Source organism: Streptomyces sp. NPDC007189, assembly GCF_040703635.1.
In the GTDB taxonomy this organism is placed as follows: Bacteria; Actinomycetota; Actinomycetes; order Streptomycetales; family Streptomycetaceae; genus Streptomyces.
The window spans coordinates 261182-283265 of record NZ_JBEYEY010000008.1; the positions used below are offsets into that span (position 1 = coordinate 261182).

20 protein-coding genes and 1 pseudogene are annotated in these 22084 nt (G+C 70.5%); 10 read left to right on the forward strand and 11 right to left on the reverse strand.

Features of this window, described 5'->3' with window-relative positions:
• Positions 1 to 281 precede the first annotated feature (281 nt).
• Both AB0950_RS19190 and AB0950_RS19195 read right to left on the reverse strand, forming a co-directional pair.
• On the reverse strand, positions 282 to 2684 hold the full coding sequence (locus tag AB0950_RS19190) for a glycosyl hydrolase family 65 protein (protein WP_360158720.1): 2403 nt from the start codon (positions 2682 to 2684) through the stop codon (positions 282 to 284).
• 310 nt (positions 2685 to 2994) lie between these two features.
• Positions 2995 to 3591: a gamma carbonic anhydrase family protein gene (locus tag AB0950_RS19195; protein ID WP_360158723.1), complete on the reverse strand. Its 597-nt coding sequence runs from the start codon at positions 3589 to 3591 to the stop codon at positions 2995 to 2997.
• A gap of 164 nt (positions 3592 to 3755) precedes the next feature.
• Between AB0950_RS19195 and AB0950_RS19200 the strand changes: the two genes are divergently transcribed.
• On the forward strand, positions 3756 to 4448 hold the full coding sequence (locus AB0950_RS19200; RefSeq protein WP_360158726.1) for a DUF899 family protein: 693 nt from the start codon (positions 3756 to 3758) through the stop codon (positions 4446 to 4448).
• Between the two features lie 41 nt (positions 4449 to 4489).
• Here AB0950_RS19200 and AB0950_RS19205 read toward each other — a convergent pair whose 3' ends face one another.
• Complete coding sequence (locus AB0950_RS19205; RefSeq protein ID WP_360158801.1) at positions 4490 to 5773, reverse strand: phosphatase PAP2 family protein; 1284 nt, start codon at positions 5771 to 5773, stop codon at positions 4490 to 4492.
• 277 nt (positions 5774 to 6050) lie between these two features.
• Positions 6051 to 6551 carry a DUF3592 domain-containing protein gene (locus tag AB0950_RS19210; protein ID WP_366779024.1) on the reverse strand — a complete coding sequence of 167 codons (501 nt, stop codon included), beginning with the start codon at positions 6549 to 6551 and terminating at the stop codon, positions 6051 to 6053.
• A 147-nt stretch (positions 6552 to 6698) separates the two neighbouring features.
• On the opposite strand from AB0950_RS19210, the gene AB0950_RS19215 reads away from it, so the two are divergent.
• The 6 genes and pseudogenes from AB0950_RS19215 to AB0950_RS19240 all read left to right on the forward strand — a co-directional run bounded on the left by AB0950_RS19215 (position 6699) and on the right by AB0950_RS19240 (position 11350).
• Positions 6699 to 7271, forward strand: coding sequence for a dihydrofolate reductase family protein (locus tag AB0950_RS19215; protein ID WP_366779026.1), 573 nt, complete (start codon positions 6699 to 6701; stop codon positions 7269 to 7271).
• Between the two features lie 30 nt (positions 7272 to 7301).
• Positions 7302 to 7499, forward strand: a pseudogene (locus AB0950_RS19220) (hypothetical protein); the annotation flags it as partial.
• 202 nt (positions 7500 to 7701) lie between these two features.
• Positions 7702 to 8130, forward strand: coding sequence for a hypothetical protein (locus AB0950_RS19225; protein ID WP_360158735.1), 429 nt, complete (start codon positions 7702 to 7704; stop codon positions 8128 to 8130).
• Positions 8131 to 8202: 72 nt separating this feature from the next.
• Positions 8203 to 9270: a glucose-1-phosphate thymidylyltransferase gene (locus tag AB0950_RS19230; RefSeq protein ID WP_360158738.1), complete on the forward strand. Its 1068-nt coding sequence runs from the start codon at positions 8203 to 8205 to the stop codon at positions 9268 to 9270.
• A gap of 436 nt (positions 9271 to 9706) precedes the next feature.
• Complete coding sequence (locus AB0950_RS19235) at positions 9707 to 10519, forward strand: amidohydrolase family protein (protein ID WP_366779027.1); 813 nt, start codon at positions 9707 to 9709, stop codon at positions 10517 to 10519.
• 72 nt (positions 10520 to 10591) lie between these two features.
• Positions 10592 to 11350 (forward strand): hypothetical protein, encoded by a 759-nt coding sequence (locus AB0950_RS19240; protein ID WP_366779028.1) that lies wholly within the window; start codon positions 10592 to 10594, stop codon positions 11348 to 11350.
• 58 nt (positions 11351 to 11408) lie between these two features.
• Here the strand turns inward: AB0950_RS19240 and AB0950_RS19245 are convergent, their stop codons facing one another.
• Positions 11409 to 12350: a hypothetical protein gene (locus tag AB0950_RS19245; RefSeq protein WP_366779029.1), complete on the reverse strand. Its 942-nt coding sequence runs from the start codon at positions 12348 to 12350 to the stop codon at positions 11409 to 11411.
• Between the two features lie 301 nt (positions 12351 to 12651).
• On the opposite strand from AB0950_RS19245, the gene dnaK reads away from it, so the two are divergent.
• Positions 12652 to 14523 carry a molecular chaperone DnaK gene (dnaK, locus tag AB0950_RS19250; protein WP_360158750.1) on the forward strand — a complete coding sequence of 624 codons (1872 nt, stop codon included), beginning with the start codon at positions 12652 to 12654 and terminating at the stop codon, positions 14521 to 14523.
• 2 nt (positions 14524 to 14525) lie between these two features.
• Positions 14526 to 15053, forward strand: a complete 528-nt coding sequence (grpE, locus tag AB0950_RS19255) for a nucleotide exchange factor GrpE (RefSeq protein WP_360158753.1) — start codon at positions 14526 to 14528, stop codon at positions 15051 to 15053.
• 57 nt (positions 15054 to 15110) lie between these two features.
• Here the strand turns inward: grpE and AB0950_RS19260 are convergent, their stop codons facing one another.
• Together AB0950_RS19260 and AB0950_RS19265 are read right to left on the reverse strand one after the other, a co-directional pair.
• The gene (locus AB0950_RS19260; protein ID WP_366779030.1) at positions 15111 to 16076 is read right to left on the reverse strand and encodes an asparaginase; all 966 of its coding nucleotides are present in this window, start codon (positions 16074 to 16076) and stop codon (positions 15111 to 15113) included.
• A 95-nt stretch (positions 16077 to 16171) separates the two neighbouring features.
• Positions 16172 to 16762 carry an XRE family transcriptional regulator gene (locus AB0950_RS19265; RefSeq protein WP_366779031.1) on the reverse strand — a complete coding sequence of 197 codons (591 nt, stop codon included), beginning with the start codon at positions 16760 to 16762 and terminating at the stop codon, positions 16172 to 16174.
• Between AB0950_RS19265 and AB0950_RS19270 the strand changes: the two genes are divergently transcribed.
• Complete coding sequence (locus AB0950_RS19270; RefSeq protein WP_366779032.1) at positions 16761 to 17282, forward strand: N-acetyltransferase family protein; 522 nt, start codon at positions 16761 to 16763, stop codon at positions 17280 to 17282. The two genes, AB0950_RS19265 and AB0950_RS19270, sit on opposite strands and share 2 nt — an antisense overlap.
• 50 nt (positions 17283 to 17332) lie before the next feature.
• Here AB0950_RS19270 and AB0950_RS19275 read toward each other — a convergent pair whose 3' ends face one another.
• Genes AB0950_RS19275 through AB0950_RS19290 form a run of 4 tightly spaced genes read right to left on the reverse strand, consistent with a single transcriptional unit; the run spans position 17333 to position 21837 of the window.
• A complete protein-coding gene (locus AB0950_RS19275) occupies positions 17333 to 18712 on the reverse strand; it encodes a GH1 family beta-glucosidase (RefSeq protein WP_366779033.1) in 1380 nt (459 codons plus the stop codon).
• A gap of 31 nt (positions 18713 to 18743) precedes the next feature.
• Entirely contained in the window at positions 18744 to 19571 is an 828-nt protein-coding gene (locus tag AB0950_RS19280) for a carbohydrate ABC transporter permease (RefSeq protein WP_360158768.1), read from the reverse strand.
• A gap of 5 nt (positions 19572 to 19576) precedes the next feature.
• Complete coding sequence (locus tag AB0950_RS19285) at positions 19577 to 20530, reverse strand: sugar ABC transporter permease (RefSeq protein ID WP_366779034.1); 954 nt, start codon at positions 20528 to 20530, stop codon at positions 19577 to 19579.
• A gap of 11 nt (positions 20531 to 20541) precedes the next feature.
• A complete protein-coding gene (locus AB0950_RS19290) occupies positions 20542 to 21837 on the reverse strand; it encodes a sugar ABC transporter substrate-binding protein (protein WP_366779035.1) in 1296 nt (431 codons plus the stop codon).
• Positions 21838 to 22084: the final 247 nt, after the last annotated feature.

Consider the following 22084-nt stretch of genomic DNA (forward strand, 5'->3'; position numbering starts at 1 on the left):
AGTGTCGAGTGAAACGCGTGAGCTCACGGCCTGTCAACGAGGCCAACAGCGGTTTCTGAGCGCGAAGTTCGCAATGAGGCGAGGAGAGGTACGCCACCGCGGCCGACTGCAGGCACGGGTTCGCGTGCGGGACGGTCGCGCGACCGGGGCCAAAGGAGATGGCCCGCCCCGGCAGCGACTTGCCCGGCGCGCACCGGCAACGCCCCAACGTCCCTCGCGACTTCGCGCCTGAAAACCCGTCACAGGGCACGCTCACTGCCGCTTCGCCACATTGAGCGCACCTAGTCGTGTGTGGCCGGCCCGTCCCTTTCCGCGTCCCCGACCAGCACGCCCAACGGGCGGCGGCCCGGCGGCTGTTGCGGTTCGGGCAGCATGGGCGTGGGCGGGATCCGGCGTTCGACCGTCGCGTCGGCCGTCACGGTCACCGGTTCCCCGTGGTCCAGTACGACCAGCGGCTCGCCCTCGAGAAGCCGGTACCGCGCATGGGACGGACCGATGTCCACCCTCAGTCTGCGGCCCCGCACCAGCACGGTGAACGCCACCTTGGACAGCGCCTCCGGCAGGCGCGGGGCGAACGCGAGCAGCTCGGGTTCCCCGTCGCCGCCGATGCGTCGGCGCATACCGCCGAAACCCCCCACCAGTGCGATCCAGGTCCCGGCCAGGGAGGCGATGTGCAGCCCGTCACGGGTGTTGTGCTCCAGGTCGTCCAGGTCCATCAGCGCGGCCTCGGCGAGGTAGGCGTAGGCCAGCCGCAGGTGGCCGGTCTGGGCAGCGAGGACCGCCTGGCAGGACGCCGACAGGGACGAGTCCCGGACGGTCAGCGCTTCGTAGTACGCGAAGTTGCGCGCCTTCTGCTCGTCGGTGAAGGCGTGCGGGCACTCCATCATCGCCAGCATCAGGTCGGCCTGCTTCACGACCTGCTTGCGGTACAGGTCGAAGTAGGGGTAGTGCAGCAGCAGCGGGTAGTTCTCCGGCGGGGTCGCCTCGAAGTCCCACCGCTGCAGGGTGGTGAAGCCGTCCGACTGTTCGTGGACGCCGAGGGACTCGTTGTACGGCACCGCCATGCGCGCCGCGGCGTCCCGCCAGGCCGCCGTCTCCTCGTCGTCGACTCCCAGTTCGGCGGACCGGTCGGGATGGCGCGCCGCCGCGTCCGCGGCGGCGAGGAAGTTCTGCTGGGCCATCAGGTTGGTGTAGAGGTTGTCGCGGGTGATGGCGCTGTACTCGTCGGGCCCGGTGACCCCGTCGATGTGGAAGACGCCTTCCGCGTCGTGGTGTCCGAGGGTGCGCCACAGCCGGGCGGTGTCCACGAGGAGGTCGAGGCCCTCACCTCGCTCGAACTCCTCGTCGCCGGTCACCGCGACGTACCGTACGACGGCCATGGCGATGTCGGCGTTGATGTGGAAGGCGGCGGTCCCGGCCGGCCAGTAGGCGGAGCATTCGGGACCGTCGATGGTCCGCCAGGGGAACACCGCCCCGGACAGGCCGAGTTGGCGTGCGCGTTCCCGGGCCTGGGGCAGCGTCCTGTGCCGCCACCTCAAGGCCGACGAGACGGTCTCGGGCGCGGTGAACGTCAGGACGGGCAGCACATAGGACTCGGTGTCCCAGAAGGAGTGACCGTCGTACCCGGTTCCGGTCAGGCCCTTGGCGGGGATCGCCCTGTTCTCGCCGCGGGCGGCGGCCTGGAGCACGTGGAAGAGGGCGAAACGCACCGCCTGCTGGATCTGTGCGTCGCCTTCCACCTCGACGTCCGCGCCGGCCCAGAAACGGTCCAGGTACGACCGCTGGGCTGCCACCAGTCCGTTCCAGCCGGTGCCCATCGCGCCCGCCACCGCTCCGTCCACCTGGTCGTGCACGGCGGGCAGCGAGCGCTCCCCCGACCAGCCGTAGGCCACGAACTTCACCAGCCGCAGCGGCTGTCCGGGCACCAGATCCGCGGTCACCGTCAGACGGCTGACGTCCGGTTCGCTCTGCGCCGTCCACCGGACGCTCTCGGGCCCGTCGATCAGGTGGTCGGCCGCCGCGCCCACCCGCAGCCTGCTCCGCTCGGTGCAGTGCACCAGCCGCAGCCGGGTGTCCTGCGCGAAGTGCTCCTCGGGCACCAGCGGTGACTCGGTCGCGGCGGCGACCCGTGGATCCCCTTCGAAACGGGGAAGCTGCTCGTTGGCGACGAGTTCGGACTGCAGCGCCACCGTGGCCGGTCCGTCGACCGGCTCGATCTCGTACACCACCGCGGCCACCGCGCGCTGGGTGAAGGACACCAGCCGCTGCGAGGCGATCCGTACCGTACGGCCGCCGGGTGACGTCCACCGTGCGGTGCGGCTGAGGATGCCCGAGCGGAAGTCCAGGACCCGCTCGTGTGCGACCAGCCGGCCGTAGCGCAGATCGAACGGGTGGTCGTCGACCAGCAGGCGGATGATCTTGCCGTCGGTGACGTTGATCATCGTCTGGCCGGACTCGGGGTATCCGTAGCCGGCTTCCGCGTAGGGGAGTGGATGCCGTTCGTGGACGCCGTTGAGGTACGAGCCGGGCAGTCCGTGCGGTTCTCCCTCGTCGAGGTTGCCCCGCCACCCGATGTGGCCGTTGGAGAGGGCGAAGACCGATTCGCTCTGGGCGAGCACGTCCAGGCTCAGCTCGGTCTCGCGCAGGCTCCACGGCTCGACCGCGAAGCAGGGGTGGGTGATCACCGGTCCTCCAGAAGCTCGGCCGGGCCACGCCCCTGGAGACGGGCGTCGGACGTCTCTTTCCTGTTCCTGGCGGCGGCACGACCTTTCGCGGTCCGGGTGAGTACTCCGTCGAGGTCGGGCAGGCAGGCGCGGACGCGCGCGGGAAACCCCAGCATGCCGCCAGGCTAGAAGGCGCGCGCGAGCACCCGGGCCAGGCTGCGGCGCGGCACGCTGGAAGGCACCCGCCCGGTCGAGCCAGACGGGGTGTCCGCCTACGACTGGTGGGGCCTACTTGCGGGGCTCGTCCTCCCGCGTGACCGCCCACGGCAGCTCAGCCGGACAGCGGCCGGTCGTCCCGGTGCGCCCCGTAGAAGTCGGCCTGCCGGGCCATGATGGTGCGCATGGACGTGCCCCGCGGCACGCCGTAGACGGTGCCGGGGAAGTCCAGGCGCTGCTGCTCCTCCCAGAGTTCGGCGTGCTGGTCCGGGGAGAACAGCCGGGCCGGGTCACCGGCCGCGATCCAGCCGATGGGCACCACGCTGTCCGGCGGCAGCCTGGAGTTGACGTGGAGGACGCTGTTGATCCGCAGCTCCGAGTGTGTCCCGGCCACGGATCCCGGGAACATCGACACCCCGGTCGCCACGAAGACCTCGTCCTCGGCACGCGCGCCGTTGACATGGGCGTGCGGCCCGATCAGCACCGCGTCGCCCAGCACCGCCGGATGGTTCGCCCTGCCCCGGACGAGGGCGTTCTCCATGATCACGACATCCTCGCCGGTGCGCACCTCGCCGTCCTCGGCGGTCAGGACGGCACCATGCAGGACGCGGGCCCGCTCACCGAGAACCACCGCGCCGCACAGCACGGCTGACGGAGCCACGTAGGCGGACGCGGGTACGACCGGTCGCCGTCCACGGTGTTCGATCAACATGTCTGCAAGCCTAGGCCCGGGCTGCCGGGCCCTGTCCTCGGCCATCGGGCTGTTCCTGGCGGAGGTGTCGGTGAGGTTCCTGGCGGATGCGGACCGATGAGTTCGGCGGCCGGGCGTGGTCTACTCCTCAACACCGCATACCGCGCACACGACAGTGAGGGACCATGAGCAACAAAGCGCTACCGCCCGTCGTCGACGCCGAGACCTGGCAGCGGGAGCTGGAGGCCCTGCGTGCCCGGGAGAAGGCCGCGACCCGGGAACTCGACGCGATCGCCGCCCAGCGTCGCCGCCTGCCCGTGGTGAGGATGCCCGAGTACACCCTGGAGGGTGAGAGCGGGCCGGTTCGGCTGGTGGACGTCTTCGACGGCAGGACGCAGCTGATCGTCTACAACCACATGTGGTTCCCCGGCAAGCAGTGGCAGTGCCCGGGCTGCACGGGCTTCACCTCGCAGTTCACGCGACTGGAGTTCCTGGACGCCTACGACGCCCGGTTCGTCGTCGTCACGCAGGGGCCGATCGGCGAGGCGCTCGCCTACAAGCGGCGGGTCGGCAATCGGATGGAGTGGTATTCCACGGCGAACAGTCCCTTCGGCAGCGATGTCGGCGCGCCGCCCGGCGGCGGGTTCGCCGTCAACGTCTTCCTCCGTGACGGGGACACCGTCTACCGGACCTGGCACACCACCGGTCGCGGCGTCGAGCAGCTCAGCCACTCCTTCGCGCTGATCGACGTGCTGCCGTACGGCCGGCAGGAGGAGTGGCAGGACTCTCCCGAGGGCTGGCCGCAGGATCCGACCTACAGCCGGTGGAGTTCCTCCGAAGACATCGCGGCGCTCTACGGGCCGGGAGAGCCCGCGTAGACATGCTGCCGGCCGGCTCGCCGCTGCCGCTGCGACCTGCCTCAGACGGGTTCGGGTTGCGGTTCCGCGCGCAGTGCGGGCGCGGTGTGGGGTTCCCACACTCGGGTCGTACGTATGTAGCCGTGGACCACCGAGGCCATCGTCAGCAAGAGAAGCGGTCCGTACACCCACGGGTGTGCGGTCATTTCCAGCGGGAGGTAGCGGTAGGAGACCAGGAGCGCGGCGAATGCCGTCGCGCCGTGCGCGACGAGCAGGGTTCCCGACCGGTCCCAGCCGCGTTCGAGCGAGCGCAGGGCGGCCTCGATCGTGAGCGAGAAGACGACGCCGGCGACGAGGTCCGCGCCGTAGTGATATCCGAATCCCAGCGTCGCGCCGAGCGTGGCGATCAGCCAGAAGGTACCTGCGAAACGCAGCCACCGCGGGCCTTTGCGGGAATGGACGAAAATCGCCGTCGCCCACGCCGTGTGCAGGCTGGGCATGCAGTTGCGCGGGGTGATCTCGTCGAACGGCATCGGGTGCGGCAGATGGACCGGCGGCGGCGTGTGGGGCCACAGATCGGACACGGCCCAGTGCCCGCCGTCGGCGCCGTAGGCGAAGACCGGTCCGACGACGGGGAAAACCATGTAGACGGCCGGCCCCAGAAGGCCGATGACCAGAAAAGTGCGGACCAGATGGTGGCGCGGGAATCGGCGCTCGACCGCCACATGGCGCAGCTGGTACATCGCTACGACGGCTGCGGCCACGGCGAGCTGGGCGTAGACGTAGTCGAGAAGGTGGGCGCCGATCGGCCCGGTGGCGGCGACGGCCCGGCCGGCCAGCCAGGACGGGTTGCCGAGCGCGTGATCGACGGTCGCGACGTACTGGTCCAGCACCGTCGGGCGGCTCTTCGACGTGATGAGCAGCCAGGTGTCTCCGGCCTTGCGGCCGGTCACCAGCAGCAGGCCCAGACCGACGCCCTTCAGCAGCAGGGTCCGTTCCGGACCCGTGCGGCGCGTGACGGCGATCACCGCGCAACCCAGCATCACCCACAGTGCCCCGTTGCCGAAGGGATGGCCCTCGGTAATGGTGAAGCCCACCGCCCGCCGCACCAGAAAGAAGACGACGTCGATGCCGATCGCGGCACCAGCCGCGATCATTCGTTGCCGCCAGGTGAGCACCACCATCATCAACGCCATACTGGCGTACAGCAGGAAACCCGACTTCGGGGGCAATATCACCTCTTTCGCCTGATTGGTGATCGGCCCCGGCAGACCGTAGCGACGCGCGGCGATCTCCAGCGTGACGAGGAATCCGAGGACCACCACGACTGCCACGGCCCGCAGCATCGCCCGTGGTTGACGCCACGCGGCGACGTTGATGCTGCCGTTGATTCGCGACAACGTGCGCGATGCTCTAGATATCAATTGTCCGGCCGGTTTGGGTAGGTGTTATTCACATCGGTCGCCCTTCACGCCCGTTGGCATGGTTTTCCATGTGACGGGCGAGCAATAAGGGCACTGGTCATGATTTCGATCATGTTACCGGAGCGGCGCAAGCGGATTTCGCCGATTGCGGTTGATGGCCCAGCAACAACGGGGCTCCGCCGGTTCTACGTCGGTCCGGTCAGGCGCGGAGCCGTTCGGTGGCGAGTGCCGCTGAGCCGGCCACGGTCAGCACCGCACCGATGGTGAGCGCGAGCCATCGCTGCTCGATCAGGTCCCAGGCGTTCCAGCGGAGCACGCCGGCCGCCTGCGCGTCGTCCGGGTGCGCGGGGTCGTAGACCACCGTGGTGCGGATGTGACCCTCGGCGTCCCTCGGGCCGTTCGGTACGTACAGGGTGTGGGCCAGGCGGGGTTCGGCGGCGAACCGGGACAGCCCCTTGGCGTCGTGGAAGCTGAGCCACACCGCGCTCGTGGAACACCCGGCGCCTCGACCGGACGAGCACGTGTGCAGCACCAAGGCGTCGCCGGGGACTTGGCGTCCGTGTGCGCGCAGCGCGGAAATCCGGTGATCGCCCTGCACCACCTCGACGCTGTTCGCGGCCAGGATGCCCACCCCGAACAGCGTCATCACGAGGGCGACGACAGGGCGGGTCCAGTTTCTCGTACGCGTGCTGATCTCCACGCGGCCACGCTATCCGGCGGCGCTGCACGAGCCGCGCCCGACCAGGGCGCTGCTCCCGTAACCGACAATCAGAGTCTCCTTGACAATTTTATTTGTCGGTAGCAGGCTGAGGGACAGCGGAACCGGACCCGAAGCCCAAGGAGCCCCATGCGTACTCTGATCAGCACCGCCTTCGTCTCGCTCGACGGTGTCGTCGAGGCCCCGGGCGGCGAGCCCGGCTACCGGAACGCCGGATGGACCTTCAAGGACATCGAGTTCCTCCCCGATGCCTTCGAGATCAAGGGCCGGGAGCAGAAGGAAGCCACCGCGATGCTGCTGGGACGGGTCAGCTACCAGGCGTTCAGTCCCGTCTGGCCGGACATGGAGGAGTTCGGCGACTACCGGTCGATGCCCAAGTACGTCGTCTCCACCACGCTCACCGACGACGATCTGGTGTCGAACTGGGGCGAGACCACCATCCTGCGCTCCCTCGACGACGTGGCCGCGCTCAAGCGGACCGAAGGCGGCCCGATCATCGTCCACGGCAGCGCCGCCCTGAACCATGGCCTCTCCGACGCCGGCCTCATCGACCGCTACCACCTCCTCGTCTTCCCGCTCCTCCTCGGCGCCGGCAAGCGCCTGTTCAGCGCCGCCGACAAGGACGCCCAGAAGCTGCGGCTGACCGAGCACGAGGTCTACGCCAACGGGCTGCAGAAGCAGGTCTTCGACGTCGTCCGCTGAGCCGGTGGCGGAGCCGCCGGCAGGGCATCACGCCTCCCCGCTCCCGCGGGACCCGTCGGCGAAGGCGCCGTCGCGGCGCGGCAGTTCGACGCCGCGTTGACGTCCGTGGCTTCAAGCTGTCGGCCGAGTTGCTGGAGCATCTGTCGCGACTGTCCGAACCGGCAGTGGTCGACGGCGACGCTGGACACCGTGCCGGAGATGGCCGGCGACCACGTGCGGCACGGGCTTCCTTCTCACCACTCCTTGAATCCAGCCTCTTCGCTTTCCTCGCCGCCTACTTGCGGCCTCCGGCGGTCCCACACCAGGCCGGGCTGCCGGAGGACCGGCGCGGGCTCCCGTGCGGGTCCCTGCCTCTCCTCCGGCCCCGGGTGACCGTGCGCGACGGCCGCCGGTGCCGCGTGGCCTGTCCGGCTCACCTATGATCACGGGCATGTCACGACTGCACGAGCGCTCGGCCCACAGTCAACTGGCGCCCGGTGAGCAGCTGTTGGGGTACGGCTCCGTCGTACCCGCCAAGAGCGCCAAGGGCGTGGGATTCGGCGTCACGCGGGCGATCGGGAACCAGTTGGTCAACGCCGTCGGCGCGCAGTCCGGTTCGGCCGGCAGTATCGCCGCCGGGATGCCGTCCACCTCGGGCGCGCTGCTGCTGCGCGTGACCGACCAGCGGGTCGGCCTTGTCAAGCCCCTGGACGGCACCCCGGTCTGGGAGGTGCCGCGGGCCTGGGTGACGCGGGTCGAACGCCGCCCGCGGACCCAGCTGATGGCCCGCTTCCGGCTGCACTTCGCCGACGGCTCCTGGCTCGCCTTCCTCACCATGCGGCGTCGTACGACGGAGGAGTTCCGCTCTCTGATCGGCTGACGCCGCTTCTCGCCGGGACCGGGGTGAGCGGAATCCCTCCGCCGGCGAGTCCGGCATAAGTAGGGTGAGCACATGAAGGCACTTTTGTTGTCTGGTGGGTCAGGTACCCGTTTGCGCCCCATAACCCATACCTCGGCGAAGCAACTGGTACCGGTCGCGAACAAACCGGTGCTCTTCTACGGCCTCGAGGCGATCGCCGAGGCCGGCATCACCGACGTCGGGATCATCGTCGGGGACACCGCCGAGGAGATCCGCGAGGCGGTCGGCGACGGTTCCGCGTTCGGTCTCGACGTCACCTACCTCCCGCAGGAGGCGCCGCTGGGGCTGGCCCATGCGGTGCTCATCGCCCGCGAGTACCTGGGCGAGGACGACTTCGTGATGTACCTCGGCGACAACTTCGTCGTCGGCGGCATCACCGACCTGGTGGAGGGCTTCCGAGCCGAGCGGCCCGACGCGCAGATCCTGCTGACGAAGGTGCCGAACCCCACCGAGTTCGGAGTGGCCGAACTGGACGCGGCCGGTCAGGTGATCGGCCTGGAGGAGAAGCCCCGGCACCCCAAGAGCGAACTCGCGCTCGTCGGCGTGTACCTCTTCTCCCCCGCGGTGCACGAGGCCGTACGCGCCATCAAGCCGTCCGCGCGCGGCGAGCTGGAGATCACCGACGCGATCCAGTGGCTGATCGACGCCGGACGCGACGTGCGGTCCACGACGATCTCCGGGTACTGGAAGGACACCGGGAACGTCACCGACATGCTCGAGGTCAACCGCTCGGTGCTGGAGACCCTGGAGCGCCGGATCGACGGGACGGTCGACGACGACAGCGAGATCATCGGCCGGGTGCGGATCGAGGCCGGGGCGAAGGTCACCGGCAGCCGGATCGTGGGCCCGGTGGTCGTCGGCGCGAACACCGTGGTCACCGACTCGTACGTCGGCCCCTTCACCTCGATCGCCGGGGACTGCCGGATCGAGGACAGCGAGATCGAGTACTCGATCGTGCTGCGCGACTCCTCGGTGAGCGGTGTCCGGCGGGTGGAGGCCTCCCTCATCGGCCGCAACGTCGAGGTCACCCCCGCGCCCCGCAAACCCGCCGCCCACCGTCTCGTCCTCGGCGACCACAGCAAGGTGCAGATCGCGTCATGACGGGGCCGCCCTGGTGCGTTCCGGTCACCGGAGACGCCGGCTTGGTCCGCTCGCACTACGTCCGCACGCACCTCGGCCCCGCCGGCCCGGCCGATGGGGCAGTCCCGCCAGGTACGCCACGCAGAGCGCCGGGTCCACGACGGTCGGTGGGCTATGACCTGGGCCACAATCCGGGGGGCTTCCGCCGCGAGCGGTGGGAGGCGTAGGTTCCGTTTACCCCGCGAGAGCGCCTCTCCGGCGCCGGTCCGCCAGTCCCGGGTCCGTGGACCAGCGGGGGCCAACTTGCATACATGCGGGCAGTGAGCGGTCACGGAACGACGGCCGCCGGCCTTTCCGGAACGGTGGCCGACGACCACGCCCCAGCCACTAGGGTGCGTAAGCGATCGCTTACACGCCAGGCGGCACGCGGTGGTGCCGGAAGAGAGGCGAGGAGCCCGTGTCGGTCATCGACGTGTGGATGCAGCACCCCACCCTCCGTCACTCCAACCACGAGATGTTCGAGTCGCTGCGCCAGTGGACCGGGCAGGGGCTGCTGGAGGAGCCGCTGCCGGTCAAGGCCACCGTGGCCGCGCTGGCCGCGGCGGACGTGGAGATCGGGCTTTCGGCGGCCTGGTACGGCCCTCAGGGCCCGCTGATCAGCAACGACGAGGTGGCCGAGTTCGTCGCCCAGTCCGAGGGCCGGCTGCGCGGGGTCGCCGGCGCGGACCTCACCCGCCCGGTCCAGGCCGTGCGCGAACTGCGCCGCGCCGTCGAGGACCTCGGCTTCGTGGCGCTGCGGATCATCCCCTGGCTGTGGCAACGGCCGCCCACCGACCGGCTGTACTACCCGCTGTACGCCGCCTGCGTCGACCTCGGCATCCCCTTCTGCACCCAGGTCGGGCACACCGGCCCGCTGCGCCCCTCGGAAACCGGTCGCCCGATCCCGTACATCGACCAGGTCGCGCTCGACTTCCCGGAACTGACCATCGTCTGCGGGCACATCGGCTACCCATGGACGACCGAGATGATCGCCGTGGCCGACAAACACGCCAACGTCTACATCGACACCAGCGCCTACACGGCCCGCCGCTACCCGCCGGAACTGGTCGAGTACCTGCGCGGCCGGGGCCGCAGGAAGGTGCTGTTCGGCACGAACTACCCCATGATCACCCCGGCACGGGCGCTGGAGCACCTCGCCGGTCTCGGGCTGGACGACGAAGCCACCGGCCTGTTCCTCTCCGGGAACGCCCGCCGGATCTTCAGCCTCTGAGGCCGCCTCGGCGATCTTCCGCGATCGCCAACTGGCCTCTCCGCGCCGGACCGTTGCTGCATGATGATCAGCATGACTTCGATCGCCCAGACCCCGATCACCGGCCTGGACCTCACCGGATTCACCGAGCGTGAATCCGGTGTGTGGACCGACGCGGCGGGGCTCGTCCTCTCGGTCCACTTCTTTCCGCTCGTCCCGGATCTGCCGGCCCCGCTGCACGAGCCGGAGCGGCTCCGGTTCGCGCGTGCACAAGGCGTGGCGGCGTCCGGCGGCGGTCTCATCGAGGCGGTGGCCGGGACCGTGGACGGGGTCCCGGCGCTGCGCCAGCTGATCAAGGTGCCGTTGCAGAGCAGGCAGGGGCAGGCCTTCATCGGGAGCTGGACACTGCCCAAAGACCGGTGCAGCTCCGTCGTGAAGGTGCAGGCCGCGGAGGGCGCGACGACCGGCCTGCGGGAGGCCGTGGTGATGAGCCAGGTGGGACCCGCCGACTACTTCCAGCCACACCCGTACGCCGGCGGAGGGCAGCTCGGCGGACTGCCGTACCACGTGGCCGACCTGGAGCAGTGGGATCCCCAGTTCCCGGACCACCCCCTCACCCTGGTGCGCGCCGCGCTGCACCGCATCACACCGACGATCACCCTCCACGACCAGTTCAAGACCCTCCCGGCGTTCACCGGCCCGACACCCCCCAACGCCTTTCCCGGCCCGCCGCCGTCCCCGTACGGCGGCCCGGTCCCGCCCGCGGCACCCGGCCCCACTCCCCCGCCGTACCCGGGCCCGGCCGCCCCGCAGGCGCCGCGCCGCGGGTGGTTCCGTCGAGGAGGCGCGTGACCGGCTCCTGCGGCCAAGGCGCGCACCGCGTCTTCGCGCAGGGGGCCGGGCCGCGGTGTCACCTGTGACGGCGGTAGTAGGTGATGTCGTCCGTGGTGGCGTAGTCGCCGTGGTCGACGTCGATGACGGTGAGCACCGCGATGTCGCCGGTCGTCGTGTCGCGCAGGCAGAAGGTGGCGCCGGGGGGAACCTGGCGGAAGTGCAGCCAACCGTGGGCGGGGCGGTCAGTGGCCTTGGCGGCACACTGGCCGGCGGTCGGGACGGCCCTGCCCGGTGGGACGTACGCGTCGGTGAGCGGCTGGAGTTCGAAGGCGCCGTCGCCGTCGCCCCCGGCGTCCGTGCTGAGGCTCCAGGCGGTCTCCGATCCGCTGACCGCGCCCGCGCGCAGGTCGACGTAGAAGGTGTAGTTCTTCAGGGCCAGCGTCCGGTGACGGTAGACCAGGGTGTAGTCGTGCGGAGCCGGAGCCGTCGTCCCGGCGCCGGACGGGCGAGTCCCGGAGGCGGTCGCGGTCGAGGCCGCGCGGGCGTGGCCGGTCTCGGGTGCCAGTGCCCCGTAGACCACCGCGCACAGCGCGGCCGTGACGGCCGCCGAGACCAGGGCGGTCGTCACACGGTCCCGGGTCGGCCACCGGCGCCCGCCGGGCGGCTCCGGCGGAGGGCTCGCAGGATCGGGCGAGGGCGTGGAGGAATCCGGCGGGGCGCCGTCCGGATCCGTGTCGCTGCGGCCTGGTGGATCAGTGCGCGGAGGCGTCGTCGACGCGGCCGGGCGGCCGTTGCCCTGATCCGCGGAGGGATCGTGCGGGGCCTGGGCGGCCCACGGTGAGAGTGCCTTGTCCGCGGCGCCGGAAGCCGCCACGGCGAAGGCGATGGCGATGGCCCACCGATCGGCCGCGTCGCGTGTCAGCCAGATACCCGTCAGCGCGTAGAGCCCGGCCAGCGCGGCGGCAAAGGTCCCCAACGTCACCACCAGCAGGGCCAGACGCCGGCGTCCCGCGCTCACATCCGCTCCCCCCGGTATCCGTGGCACAGCGACCCGTCCAGCCTGGCATGAAACGGACACGAGGGGGAGACCGCCCTCATCGGTCGGCCTCGTCTGCCTGACAGGACTTGACGAGGATGCACTCAAGTTTTATCTCGGTTACTGAGGCAATCGGAACCGAAATGGGCAGCTCGCGGTGGTCGGCCGGGTGGCCGAAAATGGAGGTGCCCGCCGCCAGGGGGTACCCGGCCGCCGCCCGGGCGTGCCGTTCTCGGCGGGCCCGCCCCGGCGGACAGGGCACAGACGAGGAGGGTGAGTCCCGATGGCGCGTCCAGTCGGTATAGACCTGGGAACGACGAACTCCGTGGTCTCGGTCCTGGAGGGCGGCGAGCCCACCGTGGTCACCAACGCGGAAGGCGCCCGGACGACGCCTTCGGTGGTGGCGTTCGCGAAGAACGGCGAGGTGCTGGTCGGCGAGGTCGCCAAGCGGCAGGCCGTGACGAACGTGGAGCGCACCGCGCGATCCGTGAAGCGGTACATGGGCGACCACACCTGGCGGTTCCCGGAGCACGGTGACGTCGACGGCAAGCGGTACACCGCGCAGGAGATCTCCGCGCGCGTGCTGCAGAAGCTCAAGCGGGACGCGGAGGCGCACCTGGGCGAGGACGTCACCGACGCCGTGATCACGGTGCCCGCCTACTTCGACGACGCGCAGCGGCAGGCCACCAAGGAGGCCGGGGAGATCGCCGGCCTGAACGTGCTGCGGATCATCAACGAGCCGACCGCGGCGGCGCTGGCGTACGGCCTGGACAAGGAGAACGACCAGACCGTCCTCGTCTTCGACCTGGGCGGCGGCACCTTCGACGTCTCACTGCTGGAGATCGGCGAAGGCGTCATCGAGGTCAAGGCCACCAACGGCGACACGCACCTCGGCGGCGACGACTGGGACCAGCGCATCGTCGACCACCTGGTCAAGACCTTCAAGAACAACTACGGCATCGACCTCGCCCAGGACAAGATGGCCGTGCAGCGGCTGCGGGAGGCGGCGGAGCGGGCCAAGGTCGAGCTGTCGAGCTCGACGGAGACGAACATCAACCTGCCCTACATCACGGCGTCCGCCGAGGGCCCGCTGCACCTGGACGAGAAGCTGACCCGCGCGCAGTTCCAGCAGCTGACGGCGGATCTGCTGGACCGCTGCAAGGCGCCGTTCCACAACGCGATCAAGGACGCCGGGATCAAGGTCTCCGACATCAACCACGTCATCCTCGTGGGCGGTTCGACCCGCATGCCCGCGGTGACGGATCTGGTGCGGGAACTGACCGGCAAGGACCCGCACAAGGGCGTCAACCCCGACGAGGTCGTGGCCATGGGCGCCAGCCTGCAGGCCGGTGTCCTCAAGGGCGAGGTCAAGGACGTCCTGCTGCTCGACGTCACCCCGCTGTCCCTCGGCATCGAGACCAAGGGCGGCATCATGACCAAGCTGATCGAGCGCAACACCACGATCCCCACCCGCCGTTCGGAGATCTTCACCACCGCCGAGGACAACCAGCCCTCGGTGACCATCCAGGTCTACCAGGGCGAGCGGGAGATCGCCGCGTACAACAAGAAGCTCGGCATGTTCGAGCTGACCGGCATCGCGCCCGCCCCGCGCGGGGTGCCGCAGATCGAGGTCGCCTTCGACATCGACGCCAACGGCATCATGCACGTCTCCGCCAAGGACCTCGGCACCGGCAAGGAGCAGAAGATGACCGTCACCGGCGGTTCCGCGCTGCCCCGGGACGACATCGACCGCATGGTCCGCGAGGCCGAGCAGCACGCCGAGGAGGACCGCCGGCGCCGGGAGGGCGCCGAGACCCGCAACCAGGCCGAACAGCTCGTCTACTCCACCGAGAAGCTCATCAGGGACAACCCCGACAAGATCCCGGCGGACGCGAAGAACGAGACCGAGACCGCGCTGGCCGACCTGAAGGAGAAACTGAAGGGGGAGGACACGACCGCGATCCGGCAGTCCATGGAACGTGCGGCCGAGGCGGCGCAGAAGATCGGCACGGCGATGTACCAGCGGTCCGGCACGGAGAGCCAGGCAGGCGCGGACGCGGGCGCGTCCGCCGAGTCGGGCGCCTCCTCCGACGAGGACGTGGTGGACGCCGAGATCGTCGACGAGGACAAGAAGGACAGGCCGGAGGCGGGCTGACGATGGACAAGGGCCGGCTGCAGAACCCGGACCCCGCCCAGCTGCAGCGTCTGCTTCGGGAGCGCACGGCCGACCTGCAGCGGGTGAAGGCCGAGTACGACAACTACCGCAAGCGGGTGCGCCGGGACCGCATGGCCGTGCGCGAGATCGCCGTGGCCAACGTCCTGCGCGCCCTGCTGCCCGTCCTGGACGCCGTGGACCGCACGTGCGCGCACGAACCCATGACACCGGGCCTGACGGACATCACCGACACCCTGGCCACCCAGTTGGGGTCCCTGGGAGTCGAGGCGTTCGGGGAGGTGGGCGATCCGTTCGACCCGGCGTGCCACGACGCGGTCACCCACCACGTCCGCCCCGGCGCCGACGAGCTGATCTGCACCAAGATCCTGCGCCCCGGCTACCGCCTCGGCCTCCAGCTGCTCCGTCCGGCCCATGTGGAGGTCACCGGTCCGCCGCCGCCCACGAGGAATCCGCTCGGACACGAGCGGGCGGAATCCCCGCCGGCTCCGGTGCGCGAGCTGCGGCGCTGAGTACGGCGCCGGCTGCCCCTTCCGCGGGCAGCCGGCCCCCCGGATCAGGGGCCCGGCTCAGCCCCGTACGGCGAACGCTTCGGCGACGGCGTCGCGCCCGGCGCCGGACGCCAGCAGGAGCCGGAGCAGGACCCGGGCCTTGAACGGGTCGAGGAAGCCGCCGTCGATCAGCCCGCGGCGCCGCAGGTCCGTCTCCGAGCCCGGCGCGTGGTAGGTGTGCCGCAGCACCGAACCGCTCCCGGTGCGCGAGGTCAGCACGACCGGCATGTGCTCGGCCAGGGCGCCGAGCCGGGGCGCGAGCGCGCCCGGCACATGCCCGACGCCGAAACCGGCGACGACCAGGCCCCGGTGCGTGCTCTCCAGCCCCTGCAGCTGCGCGCCGTCGTCGTCCAGGGTGACCACGTGCAGCGCGACACGGGTGGCCTCGAGGCGTTCCCGGTCCGGCCCGGCCTTCAGCGGCTCGTGCTGGGGCGCCGCGAGCAGCATCCGTACCCGGCCCTCCACGACGTGCCCGAGCGGGCCGGCGCTCGGCGAACCGAAGGTCGCGGGGTTCGTGCTGTGCGTCTTGCGCACCCATCGCGCGGCGTGCACCTCGTCGTTGAGGACGACCAGCGCGCCCGCGCCGCGCGCCTCGGGCGCCGTCGCGACGCGTACGGCGGCGAGCACGTTGGCCGGCCCGTCCGCACCCGCCAGGGCCGGCTGCCGCATCGCGCCGGTCAGCACGAACGGCGCCTCGTGCGGCCACACCAGGTCCGCCAGGAAGGCGGTCTCCTCCAGAGTGTCGGTGCCCTGCGTGACGACGACGCCGTCCGCGCCGTCCGCCACGGCCCGCGACGCGAGCTCGACGACGTCGAGGACCTGCCCGAAGGTGAGGCTTCCGCTCGGTACGGCGTGCACGTCCCGCACGTCCAGAACGACGCCCAGCTCCGCCAGTCCGGGTACGGCCGCGGTGATCTCCGCACCGGTCAGCCGCGCTCCCCGCGCGCCGCCCGGCACCGATATGGTCCCCCCGAGTGCCACCATCACGACAGCCAACGCCCGCCCCCTCACCCCGCTGTGCGCCCGGCAGGGCTCCACCGGGCGCCCTCAACCTACAAGGGCGAGAGCAAGTGAGTGGCTCAAGGCTGTGCGCCTCGCGTGAGGATGACGGCGTAACGGCACTCCGTGTCGGTGGTGTTGGCGAAGACGCGCTCGGCGGGCTCGCCGAGTTCGAGGGTGTCGCCGGCGTCGAGTTCGTGGACGGTGTCGCCGTCGTGGAAGGTCAGGTGTCCGTCCAGGACCCAGACGACCTGGCGGACGAAGGCGAACGCGGCGGCCGGATACGGCACTCGGGCCCCGGCGGGCAGGCGGATCTCGGCGACCTCGGCGGGGAAGTGGGGTCCGGTGATCTGGCGGCGCCGGAAGCCGGTGCCGGGGTCGCGCCACTCGGCCGCGTCCGTCCCTCGGCGTACGCCCGGCACGCCCCGCGCCTCGTCCGGGGTCTCTTCGGCGAGGGCGAGCAGGGAGGCGACGCTGAGCTGGAACGCGGCCGACAGTTTGCCCAGGACGACCGCAGTGGGGCTGCTCTCCCCGCGCTCGATGCGGCTGATCATCGCCTGCGACACACCTGAGACGTCCGCGAGCTGGGCCAGGGTCCACCGGTGCCGCTCCCGCTCGGTGCGGACGCGGGCGGCGATCCGCCCCACCAGCGGATCTACTATGTTGGACATGAATCCAATATACGAGAGGGGCGGCGTGACCGTCACCGTGCGCCGAGCCCGCCCCGGTGACGCCGAGGCTATCCGCGCAATCCGCAACCACGCGATCGAGCACTCCTTGGCCCTGTGGACCGAGACCCCGCAGTCCCCCGCCGAGGGCGCCGCCTGGCTCGCGGCCCACCTGGAGCGTGGCTCGGCGTTCGTGGCCGAGACCGGAGACGAGGTGGCCGGGTTCGCCGTCTACGGCCCCTGGCGCGAACTGCACGGCTACCGCCACACGGTCGAGGACTCGGTCTACGTCCGCGAGGACCGGCACGGCCTCGGCATCGGCTCCGCACTGCTGACGGCCCTCATCGCCTCGGCACGGGACGCCGGACACCATGTCATGATCGCCGGTATCGAGGCCGGCAACGGCGCGTCGGTCCGGCTGCACGAGCGGTTCGGGTTCGAGCACGTCGGCACGGTGCCGGAGGTCGGCACCAAGTTCGGCCGGTGGCTCGACCTGACCCTCATGCGGCTGCCCCTGACCTGACGGGCACACCCGGACTCGGCCGCGCCGCTGCCCTTTCGGGCCGGACGGCGTCAGCGCCGCTGGGCAGCGATCATCGCCTTGTACCAGTGGTAGCTGTCCTTCGGTGTGCGCCGCTGGGTGTCGTAGTCGACGCGGACGATCCCGAACCGCTTGCCGTAGCCGTACGCCCACTCGAAGTTGTCCAGCAGGGACCAGACGCAGTAGCCGCGGACGTCCACGCCGGCGTCCAGCGCGGCGCGCAGCGCGGTGAGATGGTCGCGCAGGTAGGCCACCCGGTCGGCGTCGTGGACCGCCCCGTCGGGGCTCACCTCGTCGTGCTCCGCGGAGCCGTTCTCGGTGATGTGCACGGGCGGCAGGGCGTCGCCGTAGCGGTCCTTCAGCCGCACCAGCAGATCGGTGAAGGTGGCGGGGGCGACCGGCCAGTCCATGGCCGTGTGCCGTACGCCCGTCAGGCGTACCTCCTCGTAGCGGTTGTCCGTGGCCACGCGCCGCGCGAGGTCGGCCTCGCGGTGCGGGGCGTCGGCGACGACGATCGGGCGGTAGTAGTTGATCCCGAGGAAGTCCAGCGGCTGGGAGATCAGTTCGAGGTCGCCGTCCTGCCGGAAGTCCTGCCGGGTGATCAGTTCGCCCCAGGTCTCCTCCTCCGTGACCGGGTAGCGGCCGGCCAGGATCGGCTCGGTCCACACCAGGTTGTGCTGGGTGTCCGCGCGGACGACGGCCGCGAGGTCGGCCGGCGCGTCGGTGGCCGGCAGGTTGTGGTCGAGGTTGAGCGTGATGCCCACCTCACGTGCTCCGGCCTCCCGCAGGGCCCGTACGGCCAGGCCGTGGCCGACCAGGAGGTGGTGGGCGGCGGCCAGCGCTCCCCTGCCCTCCCGGGCGCCGGGTGCGTGCCGGCCCACGGAATACCCGAGGAAGGCGCTGCACCAGGGCTCATTGAGGGTGATCCAGCGCGGCACGCGGTCGGCCAGGTGCTCGGCGACGACGGCCGTGTACTCCGCGAACCGCTCCGCCGTCTCCCGCACCCGCCAGCCGCCCCGGTCTTCGAGCGCCTGCGGCAGGTCCCAGTGGTACAGGGTGGCGGCGGGCTCGATGCCGGCGGCGAGCAGCTCGTCGACCAGCCGGGAGTAGAAGTCGAGCCCCTTGGGGTTGACCGGGCCGGTGCCCTCCGGCAGCACGCGCGGCCAGGCGATCGAGAACCGGTACGACCCCACGCCCAGCTCGCGCAGCAGTGCCACGTCCTCCCGGTAGCGGTGGTAGTGGTCGCAGGCGACGTCACCGGTGTCACCGCCTGCCACGAGGCCGGGGGTGTGGCTGTAGGTGTCCCAGATCGACGGGCCGCGGCCGTCCTCGCGGGCCGCGCCCTCGATCTGGTAGGAGGCGGTCGCGGCGCCGAACACGAAGCCGGGCGGGAAGCGGGGGAAGTCACTCATGCGATGAGGTCCGATTCGAGGCGGGAACGGGTCACTTGACGGAACCGCCGGTGATGCCGGCGGCGATGTACTTCTGGGCGAGGACGAGCAGGATCGCGGCGGGCACGGCGGACAGCACGGAGGCGGCCATCACCGAGCCCCAGTCACCGACGTGCGCGCCGATGTACTGGTAGATGCCCAGCGTGACCGGCTTGACGTGGTCGGTGGTGTTCAGGGTGAGCGCGAACATGAAGTCGCTCCACGCGAACAGGAAGGCGAACAGTCCCGAGGTGATCAGGGAGTTGCGGCTCATCGGCAGCACCACCCGCAGGAACGTGCGCACCGGCCCGGCGCCGTCGAGCTGGGCCGCCTCGATCACCTCGCCGGGGATCGAGACCATGAAGGAGCGCATGAGCACGATGGAGAAGGGGATGCCGAGCGAGGCGTCCGCCAGCATCAGGCCGGCGTAGGAGTTGACCAGGCCCAGGGAGACGTAGGAGTTGTAGAGCGCGTTGGCGATGACGATGCCCGGCACCATCTGGGTGATCAGTGTGCCGAACACGATCGTCCGTGCGCCCCGCAGCCCGAACCGGGCCAGTCCGTACGCCGCCGGTGCGGAGATCGCCAGGCAGACGACGACCGCGCCGAGCGCGACCACCAGCGAGGTCAGCAGATGACCGCCCTGGTCGGTGAGGGCCTTCGAGAAACCGGACAGGTCCAGGCTGTGCGGCACCGGGTCGACCTGGAGCAGCCCGGCGCCGGGCTGGAGCGCGGTGTTGAGCATCCAGTACAGCGGGAACAGCATCACGCACAGGATGAGCACGCCGGCGAGGGTGGAGCCCCAGCGGCGCCGGGATGTCGTGGGTGTGGGAGCGGCCACGGACGTCACTTCCCCTCGGTGCGGTTGGCCCGCAGGTAGAACACCGCGAACACCGCGGAGATCAGGATGAGTACGTTGCCGACGACCGCGCCGGCGCCGAAGTCCAGCTGCACGAAGGACTGCTGGTAGGTGAGCGTGCCCAGGGTCTGGGTGGCGTCGGCGGGGCCGCCGTCGGTGAGGGCGAGGATCAGGTCGAGGATCTTGACCGTCGACATGAAGCCGAGCACCAGGACGACCGTGATGACCGGCCTGAGCATGGGCAGGGTGATGGAACGGAAGGTCCGCCAGGCGGAGGCGCCGTCGAGGGAGGCGGCCTCGTACAGCTCCGTGGGGATCTCCTGCAGGCCGCCGTAGAGGATGACCATGTTGAAGGGGATGCCGATCCAGATGTTGACCAGGACCGCCGACAGCAGGGCCATGCCGGGGCTGGTCAGCCAGGGGGTGTGGCCGCCGAGGCCCAGGGCGCCGAGGAAGGAGTTCAGCACGCCGGTGTCCTGGTCGAGCATGCGCCGCCAGACGACGCCGGACACCACCATCGGCACCAGCCAGGGCAGCAGGATCAGCGAGCGCAGGACGCCGCCCAGCGGGAACCTGCGGTGGAAGAACACGGCGAGCGCCAGGCCGATGCAGAACTGCCCGAGCAGGGAGCCGGCGGTGAACAGCATGGTGTGCCACAGCGCCTTGCCGAACAGGGCGTCCTGGAAGACCTTCGACCAGTTGTCGACGCCGTTGAAGGGGGCGTCGCCGGTGAAGAAGGTCTTCGGCGTGTAGTGCTGGAAGCTCATCACGACGTTCCGGACGAGCGGGTAGCCGAAGAACAGCAGCATGAAGAGGACGGCGGGAGCGACGAACCCCCACTGCGCGAGGCGGCCGCGCAGCCGGACCCGTCGGGGATCCGGGGTGCCGGTCCGCTTCCGGGCCGTGGCGGCTGCCGGGACGGTGACGGTGGACGTGGTCATGTGCGCTTACCTCAGTTCCCGCTCGTGGCCCGCTGCTGGGCGCGCGTCAGGGCGGCCTTGCTCGACTCGCCGGTCAGGGCCGACTGGAAGGCGCTCTGCAGGGCGAGCGACACGCTCGTCCAGCCGGCGCCGAGTTCAGCCGTACGGGAGCGGGCCGCGGCCACCTGGCCGGCGAGCGCGTCCAGTTCGGGCACCCGCTTGCGCCACACCGCCGCGGCCTTCTCGTTGGCGGGGACCATCCAGCTGTTGAGCGCGTAGGTCAGCTGTTCCTTCTCGCTCGACAGGCAGCCGACGATCCGCCCGGCCATCCGCTCCCGCGTCCGGTCCCCGGTGTTCGGCACGGTGAGCACGGCGCCGCCGAGGGGCCCCACGGACTTGTCCCCGGCCCTGGGCACCGGGATCCGGGCGATCCCCCAGTGCAGGGACTTCTTGGTGTTCAGCGTCTCGACCTGCCAGGGCCCGTTGATCATCATGGCGGCGTTGCCCGCCATGAACTGGTCGTTGACGTCGGCCTGGGTCCAGCTGACCGTCGACTTCGACAGCGAGCCGTCCTTCAGCAGGCTCTTCCAGAAGTCCAGGGCCTCGACGACGCGCGGTCCGTCGAGCCGCCTCTCGTCGCCGCCGTTGGACCACATGAACGGCGTGAACTGGAAGACGCCGTCCTCGGCGCCGCCCGCGCTCAGCGCCAGGCCGTACTGCTTGCCGTGGGTCAACTGCTCGGCGGTGCGGCGCAGTTCGTCCCAGGTGCCCGGGACCTTCAGGCCCGCCTTGGCGAGGATGTCCTTGTTGTAGAACAGCGCGAGCGTGTTCACCGAGCGGGCCGCGCCGTAGTACGTCCCCTTGTACGAGCCGAATTCGACGATGCCCCGGGGGATGTCCCGGGTGCTCAGCCCGAGGGTCCTGAGGTCGATCAGCCCGCCGGCGTCGGCGAACGTCGGCATCTCCGAGGCGTCGAACTGCACGATGTCCGGCAGCGACTTCGACGACGCCATGCGCAGCGCCTTCGTCATCACCTGTGCGGCGGGGACGCTCTGCTGCTCGATGGCGACGCCGAGCCGCTTGCCGCAGCGGGCCATCGCCTCCGCGTCCCAGCGGTGGTAGGTCTCGTCGGTCGAGGAGTTCAGCACGGTGAACACGTGGCTGTCGCGCTGCTGACCGCATCCGGTCAGGCCCGCCCCCGCGACCAGCACGGAGACGGCGGCGAGCGGCACCACACGCCTGCGGGGGCGTCCGCGGGTCCGGCGGCCGACGGTGCGGAGTCCGAGAGTGAACCTCTCCTCGGGAGTGGTGTTGAAGCGCTTCAACATGTGGCGGCCCTTGCTGTCGTCACTCTCGGCGCCCTCGCCCCGAGAATATGTTTGCCGTGATGACTAATACGTCAATCCTGGGTGCCGCGCTAGCCCCGTACGCGTGTCCGTTTCCGTACGCTCCGAGACCCCACCCTGTGCTCATTTTTCAATAAGCCAAGTTCAGAGTGCATCTACGCGCGGTGACACAAACAGCGGCGCCCTGGGTCCTGTGTACGATCAAGTCGCCGGGCGACAGCCTCTTCCC

Coding starts and splice junctions, on each gene's coding strand:
- AB0950_RS19200 (WP_360158726.1), top strand. CDS start 3,756: ATGAGCAACAAAGCGCTACCGCCCGTCGTCGACGCCGAGACCTGGCAG.
- grpE (WP_360158753.1), top strand. CDS start 14,526: ATGGACAAGGGCCGGCTGCAGAACCCGGACCCCGCCCAGCTGCAGCGT.
- AB0950_RS19205 (WP_360158801.1), bottom strand. CDS start 5,773: ATGCTGCGGGCCGTGGCAGTCGTGGTGGTCCTCGGATTCCTCGTCACG.
- AB0950_RS19230 (WP_360158738.1), top strand. CDS start 8,203: ATGAAGGCACTTTTGTTGTCTGGTGGGTCAGGTACCCGTTTGCGCCCC.
- AB0950_RS19240 (WP_366779028.1), top strand. CDS start 10,592: ATGACTTCGATCGCCCAGACCCCGATCACCGGCCTGGACCTCACCGGA.
- AB0950_RS19275 (WP_366779033.1), bottom strand. CDS start 18,712: ATGAGTGACTTCCCCCGCTTCCCGCCCGGCTTCGTGTTCGGCGCCGCG.
- dnaK (WP_360158750.1), top strand. CDS start 12,652: ATGGCGCGTCCAGTCGGTATAGACCTGGGAACGACGAACTCCGTGGTC.
- AB0950_RS19225 (WP_360158735.1), top strand. CDS start 7,702: ATGTCACGACTGCACGAGCGCTCGGCCCACAGTCAACTGGCGCCCGGT.
- AB0950_RS19260 (WP_366779030.1), bottom strand. CDS start 16,076: ATGGTGGCACTCGGGGGGACCATATCGGTGCCGGGCGGCGCGCGGGGA.
- AB0950_RS19285 (WP_366779034.1), bottom strand. CDS start 20,530: ATGACCACGTCCACCGTCACCGTCCCGGCAGCCGCCACGGCCCGGAAG.
- AB0950_RS19290 (WP_366779035.1), bottom strand. CDS start 21,837: ATGTTGAAGCGCTTCAACACCACTCCCGAGGAGAGGTTCACTCTCGGA.
- AB0950_RS19215 (WP_366779026.1), top strand. CDS start 6,699: ATGCGTACTCTGATCAGCACCGCCTTCGTCTCGCTCGACGGTGTCGTC.
- AB0950_RS19195 (WP_360158723.1), bottom strand. CDS start 3,591: ATGTTGATCGAACACCGTGGACGGCGACCGGTCGTACCCGCGTCCGCC.
- AB0950_RS19270 (WP_366779032.1), top strand. CDS start 16,761: ATGAATCCAATATACGAGAGGGGCGGCGTGACCGTCACCGTGCGCCGA.
- AB0950_RS19265 (WP_366779031.1), bottom strand. CDS start 16,762: ATGTCCAACATAGTAGATCCGCTGGTGGGGCGGATCGCCGCCCGCGTC.